This is a genomic window from Serratia sp. CY81684, assembly GCF_052166595.1.
Taxonomy (GTDB): Bacteria; Pseudomonadota; Gammaproteobacteria; order Enterobacterales; family Enterobacteriaceae; genus Serratia; species Serratia nematodiphila.
The window spans coordinates 397,698-416,060 of sequence record NZ_JBJNOO010000004.1; the positions used below are offsets into that span (position 1 = coordinate 397,698).

Annotated in this window: 14 protein-coding genes and 1 riboswitch; of the genes, 5 read left to right on the top strand and 9 right to left on the bottom strand. The window is 62.6% G+C overall.

Annotated features, from left to right (window positions below):
* Positions 1-70: 70 nt before the first annotated feature.
* The gene (gene dhaR / locus ACJ8QF_RS16855) at positions 71-2,020 is read left to right on the top strand and encodes a dihydroxyacetone kinase operon transcriptional regulator DhaR (RefSeq protein WP_442537701.1); all 1,950 of its coding nucleotides are present in this window, start codon (positions 71-73) and stop codon (positions 2,018-2,020) included.
* Here the strand turns inward: dhaR and dhaM are convergent.
* From dhaM to ACJ8QF_RS16875, 4 genes are read right to left on the bottom strand one after another with little or no spacing between them, the layout of a single operon-like run.
* Positions 2,017-3,447, bottom strand: a complete 1,431-nt coding sequence (gene dhaM / locus ACJ8QF_RS16860) for a dihydroxyacetone kinase phosphoryl donor subunit DhaM (protein WP_131165417.1) — start codon at positions 3,445-3,447, stop codon at positions 2,017-2,019. The genes dhaR and dhaM overlap by 4 nt on opposite strands.
* Before the next feature lie 11 nt (positions 3,448-3,458).
* Entirely contained in the window at positions 3,459-4,091 is a 633-nt protein-coding gene (gene dhaL / locus ACJ8QF_RS16865; protein WP_004937232.1) for a dihydroxyacetone kinase subunit DhaL, read from the bottom strand.
* Positions 4,092-4,100: 9 nt separating this feature from the next.
* Complete coding sequence (gene dhaK / locus ACJ8QF_RS16870) at positions 4,101-5,171, bottom strand: dihydroxyacetone kinase subunit DhaK (protein ID WP_442537702.1); 1,071 nt, start codon at positions 5,169-5,171, stop codon at positions 4,101-4,103.
* Between the two features lie 51 nt (positions 5,172-5,222).
* The gene (locus ACJ8QF_RS16875) at positions 5,223-6,323 is read right to left on the bottom strand and encodes a glycerol dehydrogenase (RefSeq protein WP_442537703.1); all 1,101 of its coding nucleotides are present in this window, start codon (positions 6,321-6,323) and stop codon (positions 5,223-5,225) included.
* A gap of 353 nt (positions 6,324-6,676) precedes the next feature.
* Here ACJ8QF_RS16875 and ACJ8QF_RS16880 point away from each other — a divergent pair, with 353 nt between their 5' ends.
* Together ACJ8QF_RS16880 and ACJ8QF_RS16885 are read left to right on the top strand one after the other, a co-directional pair.
* Positions 6,677-7,339: a DUF1190 family protein gene (locus ACJ8QF_RS16880; RefSeq protein ID WP_004937226.1), complete on the top strand. Its 663-nt coding sequence runs from the start codon at positions 6,677-6,679 to the stop codon at positions 7,337-7,339.
* Positions 7,340-7,342: 3 nt separating this feature from the next.
* Positions 7,343-8,503 (top strand): glutathionylspermidine synthase family protein, encoded by a 1,161-nt coding sequence (locus tag ACJ8QF_RS16885; RefSeq protein WP_004937224.1) that lies wholly within the window; start codon positions 7,343-7,345, stop codon positions 8,501-8,503.
* A gap of 48 nt (positions 8,504-8,551) precedes the next feature.
* On the opposite strand, the gene ygiD is transcribed toward ACJ8QF_RS16885, so the two are convergent.
* Positions 8,552-9,334, bottom strand: a complete 783-nt coding sequence (gene ygiD / locus ACJ8QF_RS16890; protein WP_004937222.1) for a 4,5-DOPA dioxygenase extradiol — start codon at positions 9,332-9,334, stop codon at positions 8,552-8,554.
* Positions 9,335-9,659: 325 nt separating this feature from the next.
* On the opposite strand from ygiD, the gene ACJ8QF_RS16895 reads away from it, so the two are divergent.
* Complete coding sequence (locus ACJ8QF_RS16895) at positions 9,660-11,192, top strand: alkaline phosphatase (protein WP_280631194.1); 1,533 nt, start codon at positions 9,660-9,662, stop codon at positions 11,190-11,192.
* A 52-nt stretch (positions 11,193-11,244) separates the two neighbouring features.
* Here the strand turns inward: ACJ8QF_RS16895 and ribB are convergent, their stop codons facing one another.
* The gene (gene ribB, locus ACJ8QF_RS16900) at positions 11,245-11,898 is read right to left on the bottom strand and encodes a 3,4-dihydroxy-2-butanone-4-phosphate synthase (protein WP_004937218.1); all 654 of its coding nucleotides are present in this window, start codon (positions 11,896-11,898) and stop codon (positions 11,245-11,247) included.
* A gap of 109 nt (positions 11,899-12,007) precedes the next feature.
* Positions 12,008-12,168, bottom strand: a riboswitch (FMN riboswitch).
* 147 nt (positions 12,169-12,315) lie between these two features.
* On the opposite strand from ribB, the gene ubiK reads away from it, so the two are divergent.
* A complete protein-coding gene (gene ubiK / locus ACJ8QF_RS16905; protein WP_280631193.1) occupies positions 12,316-12,591 on the top strand; it encodes a ubiquinone biosynthesis accessory factor UbiK in 276 nt (91 codons plus the stop codon).
* Positions 12,592-12,642: 51 nt separating this feature from the next.
* On the opposite strand, the gene hldE is transcribed toward ubiK, so the two are convergent.
* The 3 genes from hldE to ACJ8QF_RS16920 form a co-directional block, all read right to left on the bottom strand.
* The gene (gene hldE / locus ACJ8QF_RS16910; protein WP_004937214.1) at positions 12,643-14,073 is read right to left on the bottom strand and encodes a bifunctional D-glycero-beta-D-manno-heptose-7-phosphate kinase/D-glycero-beta-D-manno-heptose 1-phosphate adenylyltransferase HldE; all 1,431 of its coding nucleotides are present in this window, start codon (positions 14,071-14,073) and stop codon (positions 12,643-12,645) included.
* Between the two features lie 77 nt (positions 14,074-14,150).
* On the bottom strand, positions 14,151-16,988 hold the full coding sequence (gene glnE, locus ACJ8QF_RS16915) for a bifunctional [glutamate--ammonia ligase]-adenylyl-L-tyrosine phosphorylase/[glutamate--ammonia-ligase] adenylyltransferase (RefSeq protein ID WP_442537704.1): 2,838 nt from the start codon (positions 16,986-16,988) through the stop codon (positions 14,151-14,153).
* A gap of 45 nt (positions 16,989-17,033) precedes the next feature.
* Positions 17,034-18,341 carry a CYTH domain-containing protein gene (locus tag ACJ8QF_RS16920; RefSeq protein WP_442537705.1) on the bottom strand — a complete coding sequence of 436 codons (1,308 nt, stop codon included), beginning with the start codon at positions 18,339-18,341 and terminating at the stop codon, positions 17,034-17,036.
* Between the last annotated feature and the right edge of the window lie 22 nt (positions 18,342-18,363).

Consider the following 18,363-nt stretch of genomic DNA (forward strand, 5'->3'; position numbering starts at 1 on the left):
CGTCTCACAGCCGCCGCCGCGTCAGGTGGTATCATCGTCACTCTCGTTTTCGCAGTCTGGATGAGGTTCGATGGACAACGATTCACGCTGGCAGCGTCTGATTAACGACGGCGAATTGCCGCCGCCGCTGCGCCCGGCACAGGCGGTTTACGCCTCCTGGCTGCGCTGCCGCAGCCTGATGCAGCCCGATGTCTGGCAAGCGCCGCACCGCGCGCAGGGCGCCACCTTCGAATCGATTTGCCGCCGCAAGAACGATCTGCTGACGCTCGGCCAGGCGGCGCTGGAAGACGCCTGCGAATACATGGAGCCGCGTCGCTGTCTGTTGATGATCCTCGACGAGAGCGGCTGCATGCTGTGGCGCTGCGGCGACGCCCAAACCTGGGAGCATCTGCAGCAACTGGGATTCGCCCCCGGCGCCTACTGGGCCGAGGGGCAGATCGGCACCAACGCCCCGGCGCTGGCGGCGGCGGAAGGCCACCCGGTACGAGTGAGTGGTGAAGAGCACGTGCGCCGGGCGCTGCACGGTTGGTCTTTCTGCGCGACGCCGGTCTACGACAACAGCGGCCGCCAGCGCGGCTCGATCGCACTGGGCTGCCTGCTGGCCGACTGCGCCGCCGGCGATCTGTCGCTGACGCTGGCCATCGCCCGCGAAATAGGCAATTCGCTGAACGCCGACGGCCTGCTGGCGGAATCCAATCGCCATCTGAACCAGCTTTACGGCCTGCTGGACGGCGTGGACGACGGCGTGATGGCCTGGGATCATCGCGGCTACCTGCAATACATCAACCAGCGCGCCGCCGCCCTGCTAAAACTGGACGAGCAGCAGAGCCAGGGCAAACCGCTGGCGCAGTTGCTGACGCTGCCCGCTCTGCTCAAGCGCGCCATCGCCGATCGGCAACCGCTGCAACACGTCGAAGTCACCTTCGAAAGCCAGCGGCAATTTATCGCCGCCTTGCTGACGCTCAAGCCGATTTTCGACGGCGATCGTTGCAGTTTCATCGCCCTGCTGCACCCGCTCGAGCGGCTGCGCCAGTATGTCAGCAGCCAGTTGGGGCGCGTCAGCCACAGCTTCGAGCAAATGCCCTCCGCCTCGTTGGAGATGCGGCGGCTGATCCGTTATGGCCAGCAGGCGGCCAAAGGCCAGCATCCGATCCTGCTGCGCGGGGAGGAAGGCGTCGGCAAAGAACGGCTCAGCCAGGCCATCCACAACGCCGGTGAACGCGCCGCCGGGCCGTATATCGCCCTCAACTGTCAACTGCTGCCGCAGGCGCAGGGACTGCGTGAGCTGCTGGGCAGCGACGCCAGCGAAGAAGAGGCGGGCCAGCTCAGCAAATTCGAATTGGCCAACGGCGGTACGCTGTACCTCGAACAGATCGAATACCTGCCGGCGGAGATGCAGTCGGCGTTGCTGCAGGTGCTGAAAACCGGCGTAGTGATCCGCCTCAATTCCAGCCGGGTGATCCCGGTCGATGTGCGGGTGATCGCCGGCAGCGCCGCCGATCTGCCGCTGCTGGTGCAGCAAAACCGCTTCCGCCGCCAGCTGTTTTACAGCCTGCAGGCATTCGAGATCCAGATCCCGCCGCTGCGCCAGCGGCTGAGCGATATTCCGCTGCTGGTCAAACACCACCTGCGCACGCTGGAGCAGCATTTTCAGTGCCGCTTTCGGGTGGATGACGAAGTGATGGCCCAGTTGGCGCTCTACCTGTGGCCGGGCAACGATTTGGAGCTGAAAGGAGTGGTGGAGCGCGCGGCAATGATTTGCCACGGCCACCACATCCAGTTGGCGGATCTGCCGGCGCACCTGCTCGGCCAGCCGTCGCTGCTGGAAAGCGATCCGCAGCCCGGCGCACCGCTGTTGACGCTGACGGACATGGAACGCCAGGCGATCCTGCGCGCGGCGACCGTCAGCCGCGGCCAGCTGACGGAGATGGCGCAGCTGCTGGGCATCGGCCGCACCACGCTGTGGCGGAAGATCAAACAGCACGGGATCGACATCCGCCAGTTCAAACTGCGCGCTTAGTGGCTGAGCTGCAATACCCCGCGCGCGGCGTCCAGCATCGCCTTCTGCCCGCTGCGGGTTTTGCTCAGGCAATCCTGCATGCCGACCACCATCGGAATGCCCATCGCCTTCGCCAGAATGGCGCTGTGCGACAGGGCATTGCCGCCGCTCAGGCAGATGCCGAGCACCAGCCGCCTGTCGAGCATCACCACCTCTGAGGGCATCAGCTCATCCATCACCAGTATTGACGGTTCTGGCAGCGCAATAACCGGCAGCGGCAGCCCCTGCAGATGGCACAGCGTGCGGCGCAGCATGTCGCGCACGTCCAGTTCGCGCGCCCGCATGTAGTCGTCATCCAGCTCGCGGTACTCTTCGGCGATCGCCTCCAGCACCTGTCGCCAGGCCTGCTCGGCGCTGCACAGCTGTTGCGCGATGCGGGTGTAAGCCGCCTGCTGCAGATCCGGATCGTCCAGCAGCATGCTGTGGGCGCCGAAGATCGCCGCCTGCGGCTTGCCGATCAGCGTGCCGGTGCGTTCCGCCAGCCGGTTCAGATCGCTCAGCGTGTGCTGCAGCGCCTCCCGCAGGCGTTGCTGTTCACCCAATACCTCGTCCGCGCCGATCCGCCGATCGGACGTGGGTGGCCAGAAGCTGTAAGCCTGGAACACCGGCCCGCTGGTGACGCTTTCCGCCACCGGGATACCGTGCAGCGAAGGCTGCTGCCGCTCGGAGACCGTCTCGCCAAAATGCTGCTCCGCCAGCGTTTTGAACGCCGCCAGCGCCTCGTCCGCCTGCGCGCCGTCGGCGATCAAACGGATGGTGTCGCCGTGACGCACCTGCAGCAGCGCCAGCTGATTGAGGCTGCGCGGATCGACGCACTGCCCCTGCTTTTCCAGCACCAGCTCAGCCTTGAACGGCGCCAGCGTCTCGACCAGCCGCGCCGCCGGACGCGCATGCAACCCGTGCGGGTTCTGCACCGTCCAAGTTGCGCTTTTGCCCTGCGCCAGCGGCAAGGCCACGCTTTTCGCCGTAGGTGAAGCCTCGCCCAGCTGTGCCTGTTTGGCCTGCAGCGCCCCCTGCGCCTCCGCTACCACCTGCTCCAGTGAGGCGCCGGAGTTGGCGGCAACCACCGCCGCCAGCGTGCCTTCAACCAGCGGCGCCGCACACAGCCGCACTTTGGCGGCCAGATCCGGATCCAGCAGATCGAGCGCGGTTTCGGCACTGAGCAGCGCGCTGCCCAGATCCATCAGCACCAGAACGCCGTCGCCGTCGGCGACCGCTTCGATCGCCTCCATCACTTTGACCGCGTCGGTGCCGATCGGGTGCTGCTCGTCATCCACGCCCGCCGCCAGCGCCAGTTTGCAGCCGTCGCCGCGCATCATCTGCCGCGCCAACTGCTCAACGCCGCGCGCCAGCAACGCGCTGTGCGAAACCACCACGATATTAATCATCTCGCCTCCTGCTAACTGCCGGCGACCTCGGCCAGCGTTTTCATCATCAACATCACCGAAGTGGCGCCGGGATCCTGGTGGCCGATGCTGCGCTCGCCCAGGTAACTGGCCCGCCCTTTGCGCGCCTGCATGGTAATAGTGCTCTCCACCGCCCGCTCGGCGCTGTCGGCGGCGCGCTGCAGCGCCTCCGCCACGCTCAGGTTTTGCTGCGCGGACTGGCCGAGGCTTTCCACCACCGGCCACCAGACGTCGCACATGGTCTTGTCGCCCGGCTCCGCCTTACCGCGCATCACCACGCCTTCCACCCCCTCTTGCATCATCTGATGCAGCTCTGGCAGATCCAGGCTCTGCTTGGCGTTCGCCGCCTGCGCCGCGCGGATGAAGAAGGTGCCGAACAGCGGACCGCTGGCGCCCCCCACGCTCGACAGCAGCGTCATGCCGGTGTTTTTCAGGATAAAGCCGATATCCTTGTCCGCCACCGACGGCAGCTTTTCCACCACCTTGTTGAAACCGCGATTCATGTTCAAACCGTGGTCGGCATCACCGATCTCGGTGTCCAACTGGGTCAGAAAATCGCGCTCCCGGCTGAACACCTCGCCGCAACGCATCAGCCAATCGACAACCTGTTGTTTGGTCAACGCCATGATTCCTCCTCAGTAACCCCAACGCAGCGCAGGCGTTTTCACCGGCGCATCCCACAAGGACAACAGCTCGTCGTCCACGTTCAACAACGTGATGGATACCCCCTGCATATCCAGCGAGGTGCAATAAGACCCCACCAGGTTGCGTTCAATGATGATGCCCGCCTCGGCGCAGCGCTCCGCCAGCCGATGGTACACGCCATACAACTCAGACAATGGCGTGGCGCCCAGATTGTTGACCAGCGCGATCACCCGATCGCCGCGCGTCAGCGGCTGCTTGGTCTGCATCTCGTCGCGCCACTCGCCCTGCTGACGATCCCAGACGCGGATCGCGCGCTGATAGTGGCCGTGGTCGATCAACGTATGGAACATGTCGTCCACCGCCGCGTTGAGCGTGGTGAACGGGCGGCGCGCAATGCCTGGCTCGCCGTGAATGCCGACGCCGAACTCCATTTCGTTCTCCGCCAGGGTGAACGACGGCTTGCCGGCGGCCGGCACGGTACAGGCGCCCAACGCAATGCCGATTGAATGCCCGTGGTTATTGATGCGATGCCCCAGCGTCACCACGCTGTCCAGATCGTCGCCGCGCGCCGCGGCGGCGCCCAACAGTTTCTCCATCAGCACGGTGTTGGCCACCCCACGCCGCCCGGCGGTAAACAGGCTGTCTTTGACCGCCACGTCGTCATCCACCAGCACCGTCGCCACCGCGACGCCGCTGTCGTGCAGCAGCTCGGTGGCGGTTTCGAAGTTGAGCACGTCGCCGGTGTAGTTCTTGATCAGCAGCAGCACCCCGGCGCCGCCGTCGATCGCCTGACCGCACTCGTACATTTTATCCGGCGTCGGCGAGGTGAAAATCTCGCCCGGACAGGCGCCGTCGAGCATCCCTTCACCGACGAAGCCGCAGTGCATCGGCTCATGGCCGCTGCCACCGCCGGACAGGATCGCCACTTTGCCCGCCACCGGCGCGTCGGCGCGGGTCACGAACACCGGATCCGCGTGCACCAGCAGCTCGGGATGAGCCTCCGCCAGCCCCTGCAACTGCTCTTCCAACACCGACTCGACCTGATTAATCAGTTTTTTCACGATGGTTTCCTCTGTAAGAACAGGGGCGCGGCGCACCGTGCCCCAACGGTATCAATGACGCTGCAACCAGGCGGCGCCCAGCCTATCCGCCGTCAGGATCGCCGCCTGCACGCCCGCAGGGGTGACCTTGAACGGCATGTTGTGAATGGTTTCACCCACGGCGCAGCTGGCCTCGGCCACCGCCATCATCTTCGCCGTCGCATCGCCGGTGACGCCCATCTGCGCCAGCGTGATCGGCAAGCCGATGTCATGACAAAACGCCAGCACGGTTTCAATCTGCGCCATCGGGCTGTTCTGCAGCACCAGTTGCGCCAGGGTGCCGAACGCCACTTTCTCGCCGTGATACAGGTGGTGACACTCCTCCAGCACGGTGAAACCGTTGTGAATGGCATGCGCCGCCGCCAGCCCGCTGCTCTCGAAGCCGATGCCGCTCAGATACGTATTGGCCTCAATGATGCGTTCCACCGCTTCCGTCACCACGCCGGCCTCGACCGCCAGTTTGGCTTTTACCCCTTCGGCCAGCAGCGTGTCGTAGCACAGCCGCGCCAGACTGAGCGCCGCCAGCGTCGATTTGCCGCCGGCCATGCTGGTGGCCTGCGCGTCGAAGCAGGCCTGCGCTTCGAAATAGGTGGAGAGCGCGTCGCCCATGCCGGCTACCAGCAGGCGCACCGGCGCTTTGGCGATGATGGCGCTGTCCATCACTACCATGTCCGGGTTGCGCGGGTAGATCAGGTATTCGGCGAATTCGCCCTGTTCGGTGTAGATAACCGACAGCGCGCTGGTCGGCGCATCGGTGGAGGCGATGGTGGGAATGAGCACCACCGGCAGCCGTTGGTAGTGGGCGACGGCCTTGGCGGTGTCGAGCGTCTTGCCGCCGCCGACGCCGATCACCCCGCGGCAGCCGTGGGTCTGCAGCTCGCGGCCAAGGCGGTCTATCTCTTTACGGCAGCACTCGCCGTTGAAGCGGGCCGCATGATGTTTCACGCCGTGCTGCTGCAGGCTGCCCATCAGGGTGTCGCCCGCCAGCTGCATCACAAAGTCGTCAGCGATCACGAAATAATGGTCGGCGAGGGATTTGGCGTATTCGCCGACGGCGGACAGCGCATTGGCGCCCTGAATGTATTTGCCTGGTGACTGGATGATTCTCAACATAACCGGATCCTTGTAGGGAGTTGGCGATGGTAACGTTCAGATATCAGGTGATGACGCGCCGGCTTCGCCGCCGGCTTGTTGTTGTGCTTCGACTATGAGCGCCTGCCGCCCGCCTGGCGAGCCACGCGATTTTTGTTCCATTATGGAACATCATCATAGCGACAACGTTTCATGATGAAACGCCAACGCGCGTTTTTTCGCCGCGAAAGCGAACTGGCGCACACCCCAACGTATAACTGCGTAAAGAGTGGATTCTGCGGGCGTTTCAGCTTTAATTTTGACCATGTTTCCCCTATCCTTAGCGCCACTACTGGGAAAGGGCGAAAACAGCCCGCATGATGGGATTGATAACGATGAAACGGACAAAAAACATCAACCAAGAGACGTTCCGCAAATCCTGGCGCAGCTACCGTGTCGCGCCCGTGGCCTTGGCGATCAGCGCCGTCTTTATGCTGGCCGGCTGCGAGAAGAGCGATGAAACGGTCTCCCTGTATCAGAATGCCGATGACTGTTCGCGCGCCAATCCTTCGATGAGCGAGCAGTGCACCACCGCCTACAACAATGCCCTGAAAGAAGCCGCGAAAACCGCGCCGAAATACGCCACTCGCGAAGACTGCGTCGCCGAGTTCGGCGAAGCGCAATGTACCCAGGCTCCGGCACAGGCCGGCATGGCGGCGGAATCACAAAGCAGCGGCAGCTTCTGGATGCCGCTGATGGCGGGCTACATGATGGGCCGCCTGATGGGCGGTTCCGGCTTCGCGCAGCAGCCGCTGTTCACCTCCAAGAATGCCGCCAGCCCGGCGAACGGCAAGTTTGTCGACGCCAGCGGCAAGAGCTACGGCCCGGCCACCGCCGGCGGCCGCACCATGACGGTGCCGAAAACCGCGATGGCGCCGAAGCCTGCGGTCACCAATACCGTTACCCGCGGTGGCTTCGGCGAGACCGTGGCCAAGCAGACCAGCATGCAGCGCAGCAGTGCCACCTCCAACTCCGGCTCTCGCAGCATGGGCGGTTGATGCATGAAACGTATTGCTATTACTGAGCGCCCGGACTGGCGTGAAAAAGCGACCGAGTTCGGTTTTCGTTTCCACACCATGTACGGCGAGCCGTACTGGTGTGAAGACGCCTATTACCAGTTCACGCTGGCGCAGATTGAAGAGATCGAAAGCGCCACCGCCGAGCTGCATCAGATGTGCCTGCAGGTGGTGGAGAAAGTGGTCGGTAGCGACGAGCTGATGGCCAAGTTCTGCATCCCGAAACACACCTGGGAGTTCGTGCGCAGCTCCTGGCGCACCAACCAGCCGTCGCTGTATTCGCGTCTCGATCTGGCCTACGACGGCGTCAACCCGCCGAAGCTGCTGGAGAACAACGCCGATACGCCGACCTCGCTGTATGAAGCGGCCTTCTTCCAGTGGCTGTGGCTGGAAGATCAGATCAATGCCGGCAAGCTGGATCCGCAATCGGATCAGTACAACAGCCTGCAGGAGAAGCTGATCGAGCGTTTCGCCGAGCTGAAAGCGCATCACGGCTTCGGCCTGTTGCATCTGGCCTGCTGCCAGGACAGCGAAGAAGATCGCGGCACGGTGCAATATCTGCAGGACTGCGCGCAGGAAGCCGGTCTGCCGACCGAGTTCCTGTTCATGGAAGAGATTGGTCTTGGCGAGAAAGGTCAATTCACCGATCTGCAGGATCAGGTGATCGGTAACCTGTTCAAGCTCTATCCGTGGGAATTCATGCTGCGCGAGATGTTCTCCACCAAGCTGGAAGACGCCGGCGTGCGCTGGCTGGAGCCGGCCTGGAAAAGCATCATCTCCAACAAGGCGCTGCTGCCGCTGCTGTGGGAAATGTTCCCGAACCACCCTAACCTGCTGCCGGCTTATTTCGCGCAAGACGATCATCCGTCGATGGATCATTACGTCACCAAACCGCTGTTCTCGCGCGAAGGCGCCAATATCCAGATCGTCGAAAACGGTCAGGAAGTGGCGCGCGTCGATGGGCCGTACGGCGAAGAAGGCATGATCGTGCAGCAGTTCCATCCGCTGCCGAAGTTCGAAGACAGCTACACGCTGATCGGCAGCTGGCTGGTGAACGATCAACCTTGCGGCATCGGCCTGCGCGAAGATCGCGAACTGATCACGCAGGATCTGTCGCGCTTCTATCCGCACACCATCCTCGGCTGATCGCTCCACTGAAGGTAAAAACGCCAGTCTCTGACTGGCGTTTTTTCTTTAGCCCACCTGCACCGACAGCATGCTAAGCGCCCCCATTTCGATACCGTCGATCGGCACGCTGATGGCCTCTTTTCCATCCCAGCCGCCGAGCACATACAGCAACGGCAGATAGTGTTCCGGCGTCGGATTCGACAGCGCCGCCCCCTCATGGCGCATGAAATCCACCAGCGGATGGTTATCGCCCCGATAACGCAGGTTATCCCGGACAAAGTTATTGAATGATTCCGCCCACGGGTAGGCGCTGGTATCGCCCTGCCATTTCACCATGCGCAGGTTGTGCACCACGTTGCCGCTGGCGACGATCATCACGCCCTCGTCCCGCAGCGCGGCGAGTTTGCGGCCCAGCTCATAGTGATAGGCCGCCGGCTGCGTGCCGTCGACGCTGAGCTGCACCACCGGAATGTCAGCATCGGGATACATCTTGATCAGGACACCCCAGGTGCCGTGATCCAATCCCCACTCGCCGAGATCCGCCGTTACCGGCACCGGCGCCAGAATTTGCTGCAGCTGCGCGGCCAGCGCGGGAGAGCCCGGCGCCGGATAGCGGGTATCAAACAGCGCCTGCGGGAACCCGCCAAAGTCGTGAATGGTTTTGGGTTTTTCCATCGCGGTGACCGCAGTGCCGCGGGTATACCAATGCGCGGAAACCGCCACGATCGCCTTCGGGCGCGGCAATGACTCACCCAACGCACGCCATGCCCGGGTGTAACGGTTGTCTTCCAGCACGTTCATCGGGCTACCGTGGCCAAGAAACAGTGCCGGCATACGAGAGGTGTTCATAGAGGGATCCTTAGTTCAAATTGTGCTATGCCGCTACATTACGCGCTTTGCCGCAGCAACACAGCCGGATAACCGTGATGAAGATATTCAATAAATTTGAATTAAAAAGCGCAAAAATGCACCGGCCAACAGAAAGTTAAAAAATACATATTTTTCAATTAATTAATAAATTTCGTGAATACCATGGCATTACTGCCACACAGATCTAATTTGTGAACAATTTATGTATTTTTTGTTAACACAGTCGATACACTCCTCTGTCAGTCGACAGGGTGTTGGCAGCCCGTCGGCGCTACGGGAATCACGTCTCACCAAGGAGGAATTCATGTTCAGACTCACACTGGCAACCCGCCTGGCGCTTTCCATGTTCTTACTCGCCGGCTGGACGGCAAGCACCGGCGCGGCGGACAACGCGCAGCTGACGCAGCGCGAAGATCCTTACTTCATTCAGGCGCAAACTCAGCTGCAACAGCGGCTGAAGCAAACGCCAAACACCAACCGCGCCAAAAACGTCATTCTGGTCGTCGGTGACGGTATGGGGTTTTCCACCGTGACCGCCGCCCGCATTTTTGAAGGGCAACAGCGCGGCGTGGACGGCGAATCCAACGTGCTGGCCTGGGAGGCCTTCCCCTATCTGGCGGCGGCCAAAACCTATTCCGCCGACGCCCAAATCACCGACTCTGCGCCCAGCGCGGTGGCGATGACCACCGGCGTCAAAACCATCAACGATCTGATGGGCCTCAACCATACGGCTACCCTCAACAACTGCGAGGATCAGCAAACCAAGGCCGTCACCACGCTGTGGGAGATGGCCGCAACGCTCGGCATGTCCACCGGTGCCGTGACGACCGCCACCATTACCCACGCCACGCCGGGCGCCACCTATGCCCATATCGCCAATCGCGACTGGGAGTCTGACGCCAAAATGCCGGCGGATGCCCTGGCCGCAGGCTGCCGCGACATCGCGCGCCAGCTGGTGGAAATGAAGTACGGCAACGGCCTGAACGTAGCGATGGGCGGCGGGCGCGCCAACTTTCTGCCCGACAGCGTGAGCGATCCGGAATATCCCGGCAAGAAAGGCGCCAGAAAGGACGGCCGCGACCTGACGCAGGCCTGGCTGCAACGCTACGGCGAGCGTGGGCAATACGTCTGGAATCAGGCGCAGTTCGACAAAATCGATCCGACCAAAGTCGACCACCTGTTGGCCCTGTTCGAACCGTCGCACATGAACTTCGAGCACGATCGGCGGCAAGACGCGGCGGGAGAGCCTTCGCTGGCGGAAATGACCGGCAAGGCCATCGATATTCTGGCCAGGAATCCCGAAGGCTACCTGCTGTTGGTGGAGGGCGGACGCATCGATCACGGCAGCCATAACGGCAATGCCTACCGCACGCTGAGCGACGCGGTCGCGCTGAACGAAGCGGTGAAAACCATCGTCGACAAGGTCAATCTGGACGACACGCTGGTGATCGTGACCGGCGATCACAGCCACACGCTGACCATCGCCGGCTATGCCAAGCGCGGCAATCCTATCCTCGGCATTTCCGTCGGCGTCGACGGCAAACCGCGGCTGGGCAGCGACGGCAAGCCATACACCACCGTCGGCTTCGCCAACGGCCCCGGCGGCACAATCCCGCTGACCGAGCGCCCGGCATTAACCATGGAGCAGGCCACCGCGCCCGACTTTATTCAGCCGGCGCTGGTGCCGCTGAACAGCGAGACGCACGGCGGGGAAGATCTCGGCATCTACGCCATCGGCCCCTGGGCGCATCTGTTCCAGGGTACGGTTGAGGAGAACTACACCTTCCACGTGATGAATTACGCCAGCCGCATCGGCGAACGCCTGTCAGAACGGTAGATACAAAAAAGCCGCTTTACGCGGCTTTTTTATCGTTGAAAGCGGCCGGCTATCAGCTGGCCTTTTTCTCGTGCGCCTGGCGGTAGGCCACCAGATCTTCGATGGTCAGCACCACCATGTCGTGCTGTTTGGCGAAGGTAATCACTTCCGGCGCATGCGCCATGCTGCCATCGTCGTTGGTCAGTTCACACAGCACGCCGGCTGGTTTGAAGCCGGCCATGGAAACCAGATCGATGGTCGCTTCGGTGTGGCCGCGACGGCTCAGCACGCCGCCCGGCTGCGCGCGCAGCGGGAAGACGTGGCCCGGACGGTTCAGGTCGCTCGGCTTGGCGCTGTCTGCCACCGCCGCACGGATGGTGGTCAGGCGATCGGAAGCGGAAACCCCGGTGGTCACGCCCTGCGCCGCTTCGATGGTCACGGTGAAGGCGGTCTGGAACTGGCTGGAGTTGTTGGTCACCATCATCGGCAGCTCAAGCTGCTGACGGCGTTCTTCGGTGATGCACAGGCACACGATACCGCTGCCGTGGCGAATGGTCAGCGCCATCTGCTCAACGGTCATGGTTTCCGCGGCGAAGATCATGTCACCTTCGTTTTCACGGTTTTCATCATCGAGCACCATTACGCCGCGCCCGTTGCGCAGTGCGTCGATCGCGCGTTCAACGCGTTCTGTTGGCGTGCCGAAGTCTGAAAGTAGCGTCTGATTCATGGTAAAAAACCTCATTAAAAATTATGGATTACCAGAACCAGGGCGATCTTGAGGAGTAGCTAGCAATAGCTAAAAAAATAACGCAAGCGGGCGCATGCCCGGCAGATACCGTTACTCTCTCCCATCCGGACTATAACCGTCGGCCCCGGAATTACACCGGATCTGCTGACCTCTAACCGGCCTTTACAGGCTGGCTGAGCGCTCGCGGGCTTTCACCGTAGAAGGTGATTTACCGCCGGTGGGGACTTTCACCCCGCCCTGAGAATAAGCAAGATGACTATAACGCTAATGGATAGACAGGGCAATTGGCAAAAGCACAATTCGGCCACGTACGGCGAATGCGCTTAATGGTGTTTATCCGGCGGGCAACTCGCATTACACTAAGCGGCAGCTATTAAACTCTGAAAGGGATACGCCATGATTGACCCGAAAAAAATCGAACAAATCGCACGCCAGGTTCATGAGTCCATGCCTAAAGGCGTTCGTGAATTCGGGGAAGACGTTGAGAAAAAAATCCGTCAGGTGCTGCAGTCGCAGTTGACCCGCCTGGATTTGGTTAACCGCGAAGAGTTCGACGTGCAGACTCAGGTGCTGTTGCGCACCCGCGAGAAGTTGGCGCTGTTGGAGCAGCGCATGGCCGAGCTGGAAAGCAAGCTGAGCGCGGCGCCGGCCGCCAAGCAGGATGACGAATAATTCCCGCCAAGGGCGCGCACCGCGCGCCCTTGTTCTTTACGTCGCCCGGCGTTAGCCGCGCCCGTCTTTGATCGCTTTGATGATGTTGGTGGTCGACAGGCCGTCTTCAAAGTTCAGCACTTTGACATCGCCGCCGTTGGCCCACACTTCCGCACTGCCGGCAATCTCTTCCGGCTTGTAATCGCCGCCTTTCACCAGCAGATCCGGCAAGATGTCGGCGATCAAGCGCTGCGGCGTGTCCTCCTCGAACGGCACCACCCAATCCACCGCTTCCAGCGCGCCCAGCACGATCATGCGGTTCTCCAGCGCGTTGACCGGGCGCTTCTCCCCTTTCAGACGCTTGGTCGAGGCGTCGCTGTTCACCGCCACGATCAGGCGATCGCCCAGCTTGCGGGCGTTGGCCAGATAGGAGACGTGGCCGGCATGCAGAATGTCGAAGATGCCGTTGGTCATCACCACTTTCTCGCCGCGCTGACGCGCCTGCGCCACGGCGTTTTTCAACTGTGCTTCAGTCATCACGCCAAAGCCGGTTTCGGCGCGGCCGCGCACCGCGTTTTCCAGCTCGATCGGCGACACGGTAGACGTACCGAGCTTGCCCACCACCACGCCGGCGGCGGCGTTAGCCAGGAAGCAGGACTCTTCCAGCGAATTGCCGGCGGCCAGCGAGGCGGCCAATACGCCGATCACGGTGTCGCCGGCGCCGGTCACATCAAACACTTCCTGCGCCTGGGTCGGCAAGTGCAGCGGCTCAACGCCAGGCTGCAGCAGCGTCATGCCGTGTTCGGAGCGGGTAACCAGCAGCGCCGACAGCTCGAAATCCGCTACCAGCTTCATGCCGCGTTCCACCAGTTCCGCTTCATCCTTACAGTGGCCCACCACCGCTTCGAACTCGGACAGGTTCGGCGTCAGCAGCGTCGCGCCGCGATAGCGCTCGAAATCGGATCCTTTCGGATCGATCAACACCGGCACCTTGGCGGCGCGCGCCAGTTGGATCATGCCCTGCACCTGGCTGAGCGCGCCCTTGGCGTAATCGGACAGCACCAGCGCGCCGATCTGCGGCAGCGCCTGCTGAATGCGCTCCAGCATCGGCTGCGGATCAACGTTGGAGAAGCCTTCTTCGAAGTCGAGACGGATCAGTTGCTGGTTGCGCGACAGTACGCGCAGCTTGGTAATGGTCGGATGGGTCGGCACCGAGACGAAGTCGCAGCGCACGTTGACTTCATTCAGTTTGGCGCTCAGCGCCCGCGCCGCATCGTCGATGCCGGTAAGGCCCACCAGACGGGAAGTGGCGCCCAGCGAAGCGATGTTCATCGCCACGTTAGCCGCGCCGCCGGGACGCTCTTCGATGGTATCGACCTTGACCACCGGCACCGGGGCTTCCGGTGAAATGCGGCTGGTCGGCCCATACCAATAGCGATCCAACATGACGTCACCGACCACCAGCACACCGGCGCGGCGAAAATCAGGCAGCGTAACTTTCATCCGATAACTCCAAAAAAGAACAAAATTTTAGTGGCGCAGATATTACCACAGACCGCCGGAATACCCGCAAAAAGGTATTAATCCAGCCATTTGGCCCAGCTGGCGCGCACCTGCTCGCGCTCGGCGGCAAACAGCTCGCTGCCGACCTTGCCGGAATGTTCCTGCAGCGCCAGGTGGTGGATTTCGTCGCGCATGGTGACATAGGCCTGAGTCAGCGCGCGTGCCTCTTCATCCGGCATGATGTCGTAATTGGCCATCAGCTCGAAGATGCGCACGTTGTCCGACCAACGCGTCAAGCGCGGTTCGCCCGGCGCATAGCGTAAGACCAGATATTGGGCAATAAATTCGATGTCGGTAATGCCGCCCTCATCGGCCTTGATATCAAACAGATCGCGCTGCTTGTTGCCGAGATGGTTGCGCATCTTTTCGCGCATCTCGCGCACTTCGCGCTTCAGGGTCTGCGCATCGCGCGTTTTGCACAGGATCTCGCGCCGAATCGCGTCGAACTGCTGATGCAGCGCCGGGTCGCCGTGCACGATGCGCGCACGCACCAGGGCCTGATGCTCCCAGGTCCAGGCTTCGTTTTGCTGGTAGTCGGCGAACGCCTCAACGGTGCTGACCAGCATCCCCGCAGCGCCGGAAGGCCGCAGGCGCGCGTCCACCTCATACAGAATACCGGAAGAAGTGCGGGTGCTGAACAGATGCATCACCCGCTGCGCCAGCCGCAGGTAGAACTGGCGGCCGTCGATGCAGCGATCGCCGTCGGTCATCACCTCCGGCGGACAATCCAACAGGAACACCAGATCGAGATCGGAACTGTAACCCAGCTCCCAGCCGCCCAGCTTGCCGTAGCCGATCACCGCAAAGCCGCGCCCTTCGCGCTCCTGCAGATGGGTCGGTTGGCCGTAGCGCGCCACCATGTCGCTCCAGGCCTGTTGCACCACCGCGTCGATGATCGCCTCAGCCAGATAAGTCAGGTGATCGCTCACTTTCATCACCGGCAGCGCGCCGGCGATATCCGCAGCTGCGATGCGCAGCTGCTGCGCCTGTTTGAACTGGCGCAGCGCCTCCAACTTTTGCTCTTCGTCGTCTTCCGGCACCCGCAGCAGATACTGCCGCAGCTCGCTGCGGTAGGCGTCCAGCGCCACCGGCTGATACAGCGTGGCCGGATCCAGCAGTTCGTCCAGCAGCAGCGGGTAACGCGACAGCTGGTTGGCAACCATCGGCGACGCGGCGCACAGGCGGATCAGATGGCTGAGCGCCGCATGGTACTCCACCAGCAGCTCGAGGTAGGTAGTGCGGGTGACGATGCTGAGCAGCAGCTGCGCCAGCCGCACCAGCGCGGTCGGTGCGTCCTGGCGCGGGCATACCTCCGCCAGCAGGCGCGGCATCAGCTGATCGAGCACGTCGCGGCCGCGCGGGCCGATAGTGCGTTTGTCGACGTCGTGGCGGAAATCGGCGATGGTGCGCAGCATCTGTCGGCGCCCCTCTTCATCGAGGTGCGGCGTCAGCGGCGCCAGCTCGCTCTCCTCCAGCGCGTCCTGCCACAGGCTGTGGTAGTGCTGGTAGTCGGGATCTTCCCCGACATCCGGGCTATCGTCGCCGATCAGGTCGTCGAACACCGCGCGCACCGCCTGCATATGCACCTCCAGCGCCGCCATCAGCGCCGGCCAATCCGCCAACCCCATGCCGTAGGCCAAGCGCGCCTGATCGAGCGCCTCCTGCGGCAGCGTCTGGGTTTGCTGATCGCCGATCGCCTGCAGCAGGTTCTCCAGCCGCCGCAGGAACAGGTAGGCGGCGCTCAGCGCCCGCACCTGCTCACTTTCCAGCAGCCCCAGCTCACCCACCGCCTGCAGCGTCGGCAGCAGCGAACGCCCCTGCAACGCCGGTTCACGGCCGCCGCGGATCAGCTGGAATACCTGAGTGATGAATTCGATTTCGCGAATGCCGCCGGCGCCCAGCTTGATGTTGTCCTTCAGACCACGCCGCCGCACTTCACGGGCGATCATGCCCTTCATGTTGCGCAAAGATTGGATGACGCTGAAATCGATGTAGCGGCGGAACACGAACGGGCGCAGCGTTTTGCGCAACTCCTGGCTGTAGGCGTCTTCCGCCCCGCCCATCAGGCGCGCCTTTACCATCGCATAGCGCTCCCAGTCGCGCCCCTGTTCCTGGTAGTAATCCTCCAGCGCCGCAAAGCTCATCACCAACGGGCCGCTGTCGCCGAACGGCCGCAGCCGCATGTCCACGCGATAGACGAAGCCGTCGATGGTTTGCTGATCCAACGCCTTGATCAGCCGCTGGCCGAGGCGGGTGAAGAACTGGGCATTGTCCAGCTCGCGCCGCCCGCCCTGGGTTTGACCATTTTCCGGGTAAGCGAAGATCAGATCGATGTCCGACGAGAAGTTCAGTTCGCCGCCGCCCAGCTTGCCCATGCCGAGGATCAACAGCGGCTGCGGCTCGCCGGCGGCGTTGCACGGCGTGCCCCATTCGCGGCAGCAGGTTTGGTACAGCCAGTCGCGCGCGCTGACGATCAGCGTCTCCGCCAGCCCGCTCAGCTGCAGCAACGTTTCTTCGGTCGAACACAGCCCCTGCGCCTGCGCCCAGGCGATGCGCACCAGCGTTTCGCGGCGAAACAGACGCAGCGTGCGCATCAGTTGCGCTTCGTCGCGCACCTCTTCCAGCTCGTCCTGCAACCAGGCGGCATAGTGTTGCCACTCACCGGGCGCCGGCGGCTGTTCGCGCAGCGTTGCCAGCCAGGCCGGCTGGGCGAGCAGCGCGTCGCTGACGAAATCGCTCGACGCCAGCACCCACTGCTCCTGCTCGCTAAAGGCGCAGTCCGCGCCGTGAACTTCATGAAAACGCTGCACAACCTGCTGTGCCTGAGCCTGTAACGCGGCTGAAAGTGGCGACATAGTGTTTGACCCGTTCTGCGGCCCACGGCTGGCGGGCCGGCTGGATTAACGAAGCGCGCCGTTTAACCAGAATGGCGCATGCGATAAGGCCTGTTTGCGGCTGGCTTCATACCAGCCCTGGCGGCGCTCGCTCAGCGCCGCCTGCAGCTCGCGCCAGGCCTCGATATAAGGCCCGGTCTGCTCGTCGGGGTAAGCGCCCGACAGCAGGACCAGCGCCGAAATCTGACGCGTCAGGCGCGGCAATTGTTCCTGATATTCATCTTCGTTCAGCGTACGGCTGAAGGCCTCTTTCAGCTCCGCGCCGCTGCGCCCCAGCATGATGTCGCTGAAGCGTTTGAAAGAACCGTCCAGCTTGGCCTGCGCTTTGGCGTCGATAAACGGCCGCCAGGCGCCGCTCACCAGCCATGATGTGAGCGCCAACTTACATTGCAGGTAGACCGCGCTGTAACACAGGATCTCCGGTTGCGCGTTTTTGTCCGCCAACAGCGGTTCGAGCTCGGTCAGGCGGGCGCGCAGATCGGCACTGGCCTTGCGCGGCACCAGGCCGCCGAAGATCACCAGTGCCTGGCGGATCGTGCCAACCGCCTCAATCACCGAAGCGCGCGCCTGCGCGTCGCCGCGCAGCCACAGCTCTTCATGGTACTGCCAGTGGCTGAGCGCCAGCTCGAAGGCGGCGATCATCCCCTGCTCCACGGTCGCCTTCGCCGCCGGCTTCAGCACCCGCAGCGGGCGCACCTCACGCGGCGGATTGCCCTGCGCCAGGTGGTAACCGCGCGCCGCCTTGCTCAGGCTGCCCTGACGCAGCCCGTCGTGCGCCGCCAGCTCACCGGCCAACGCCAGCAGATCAGCGGTATTGCCTTTCAGCAGTTCCAGTTCTATCTCGCTCAAGGCTTCGCTGAGGCCACCAGCACGCACTTCTCCTTGATCCAGGCCAATCTCTATCTCGCTTTGGCCGTAAGTAACCACCCACTTCTCACGCACGAAATCCGTACGGAACAGCGGTTGCAACGCCTGCTGCAGCGCCGCGATATCGCAATCCTGCGGCCAGATGTCGGCAGGAAACTGCGCCAACGCCAGCTGCGGCTCGGCGATAGCGACATTGTATTCCGGGCGCTGGTGCAGGCCGCCCACCACTTTACCGGCGGTTTTAATGGTCATCTCATAGCGATCGTCGAAACCGCGAATGCGCAGCCCCATGTCGTGACTGCGCAGGAAGTTGTCGGCCGTTTCGAAGTAAATGTTGGTCAGCTTTTGCGGCGCGGAATGCTGATGCGGCCAGGCGGCGAGCCAGTGTGGCAGAGCGGCCACCGCTTGCGGCGCGGCGATGAATTTCAGTTCAATTTCAACGGTCATAATTCTTTAACACCAATAAGTT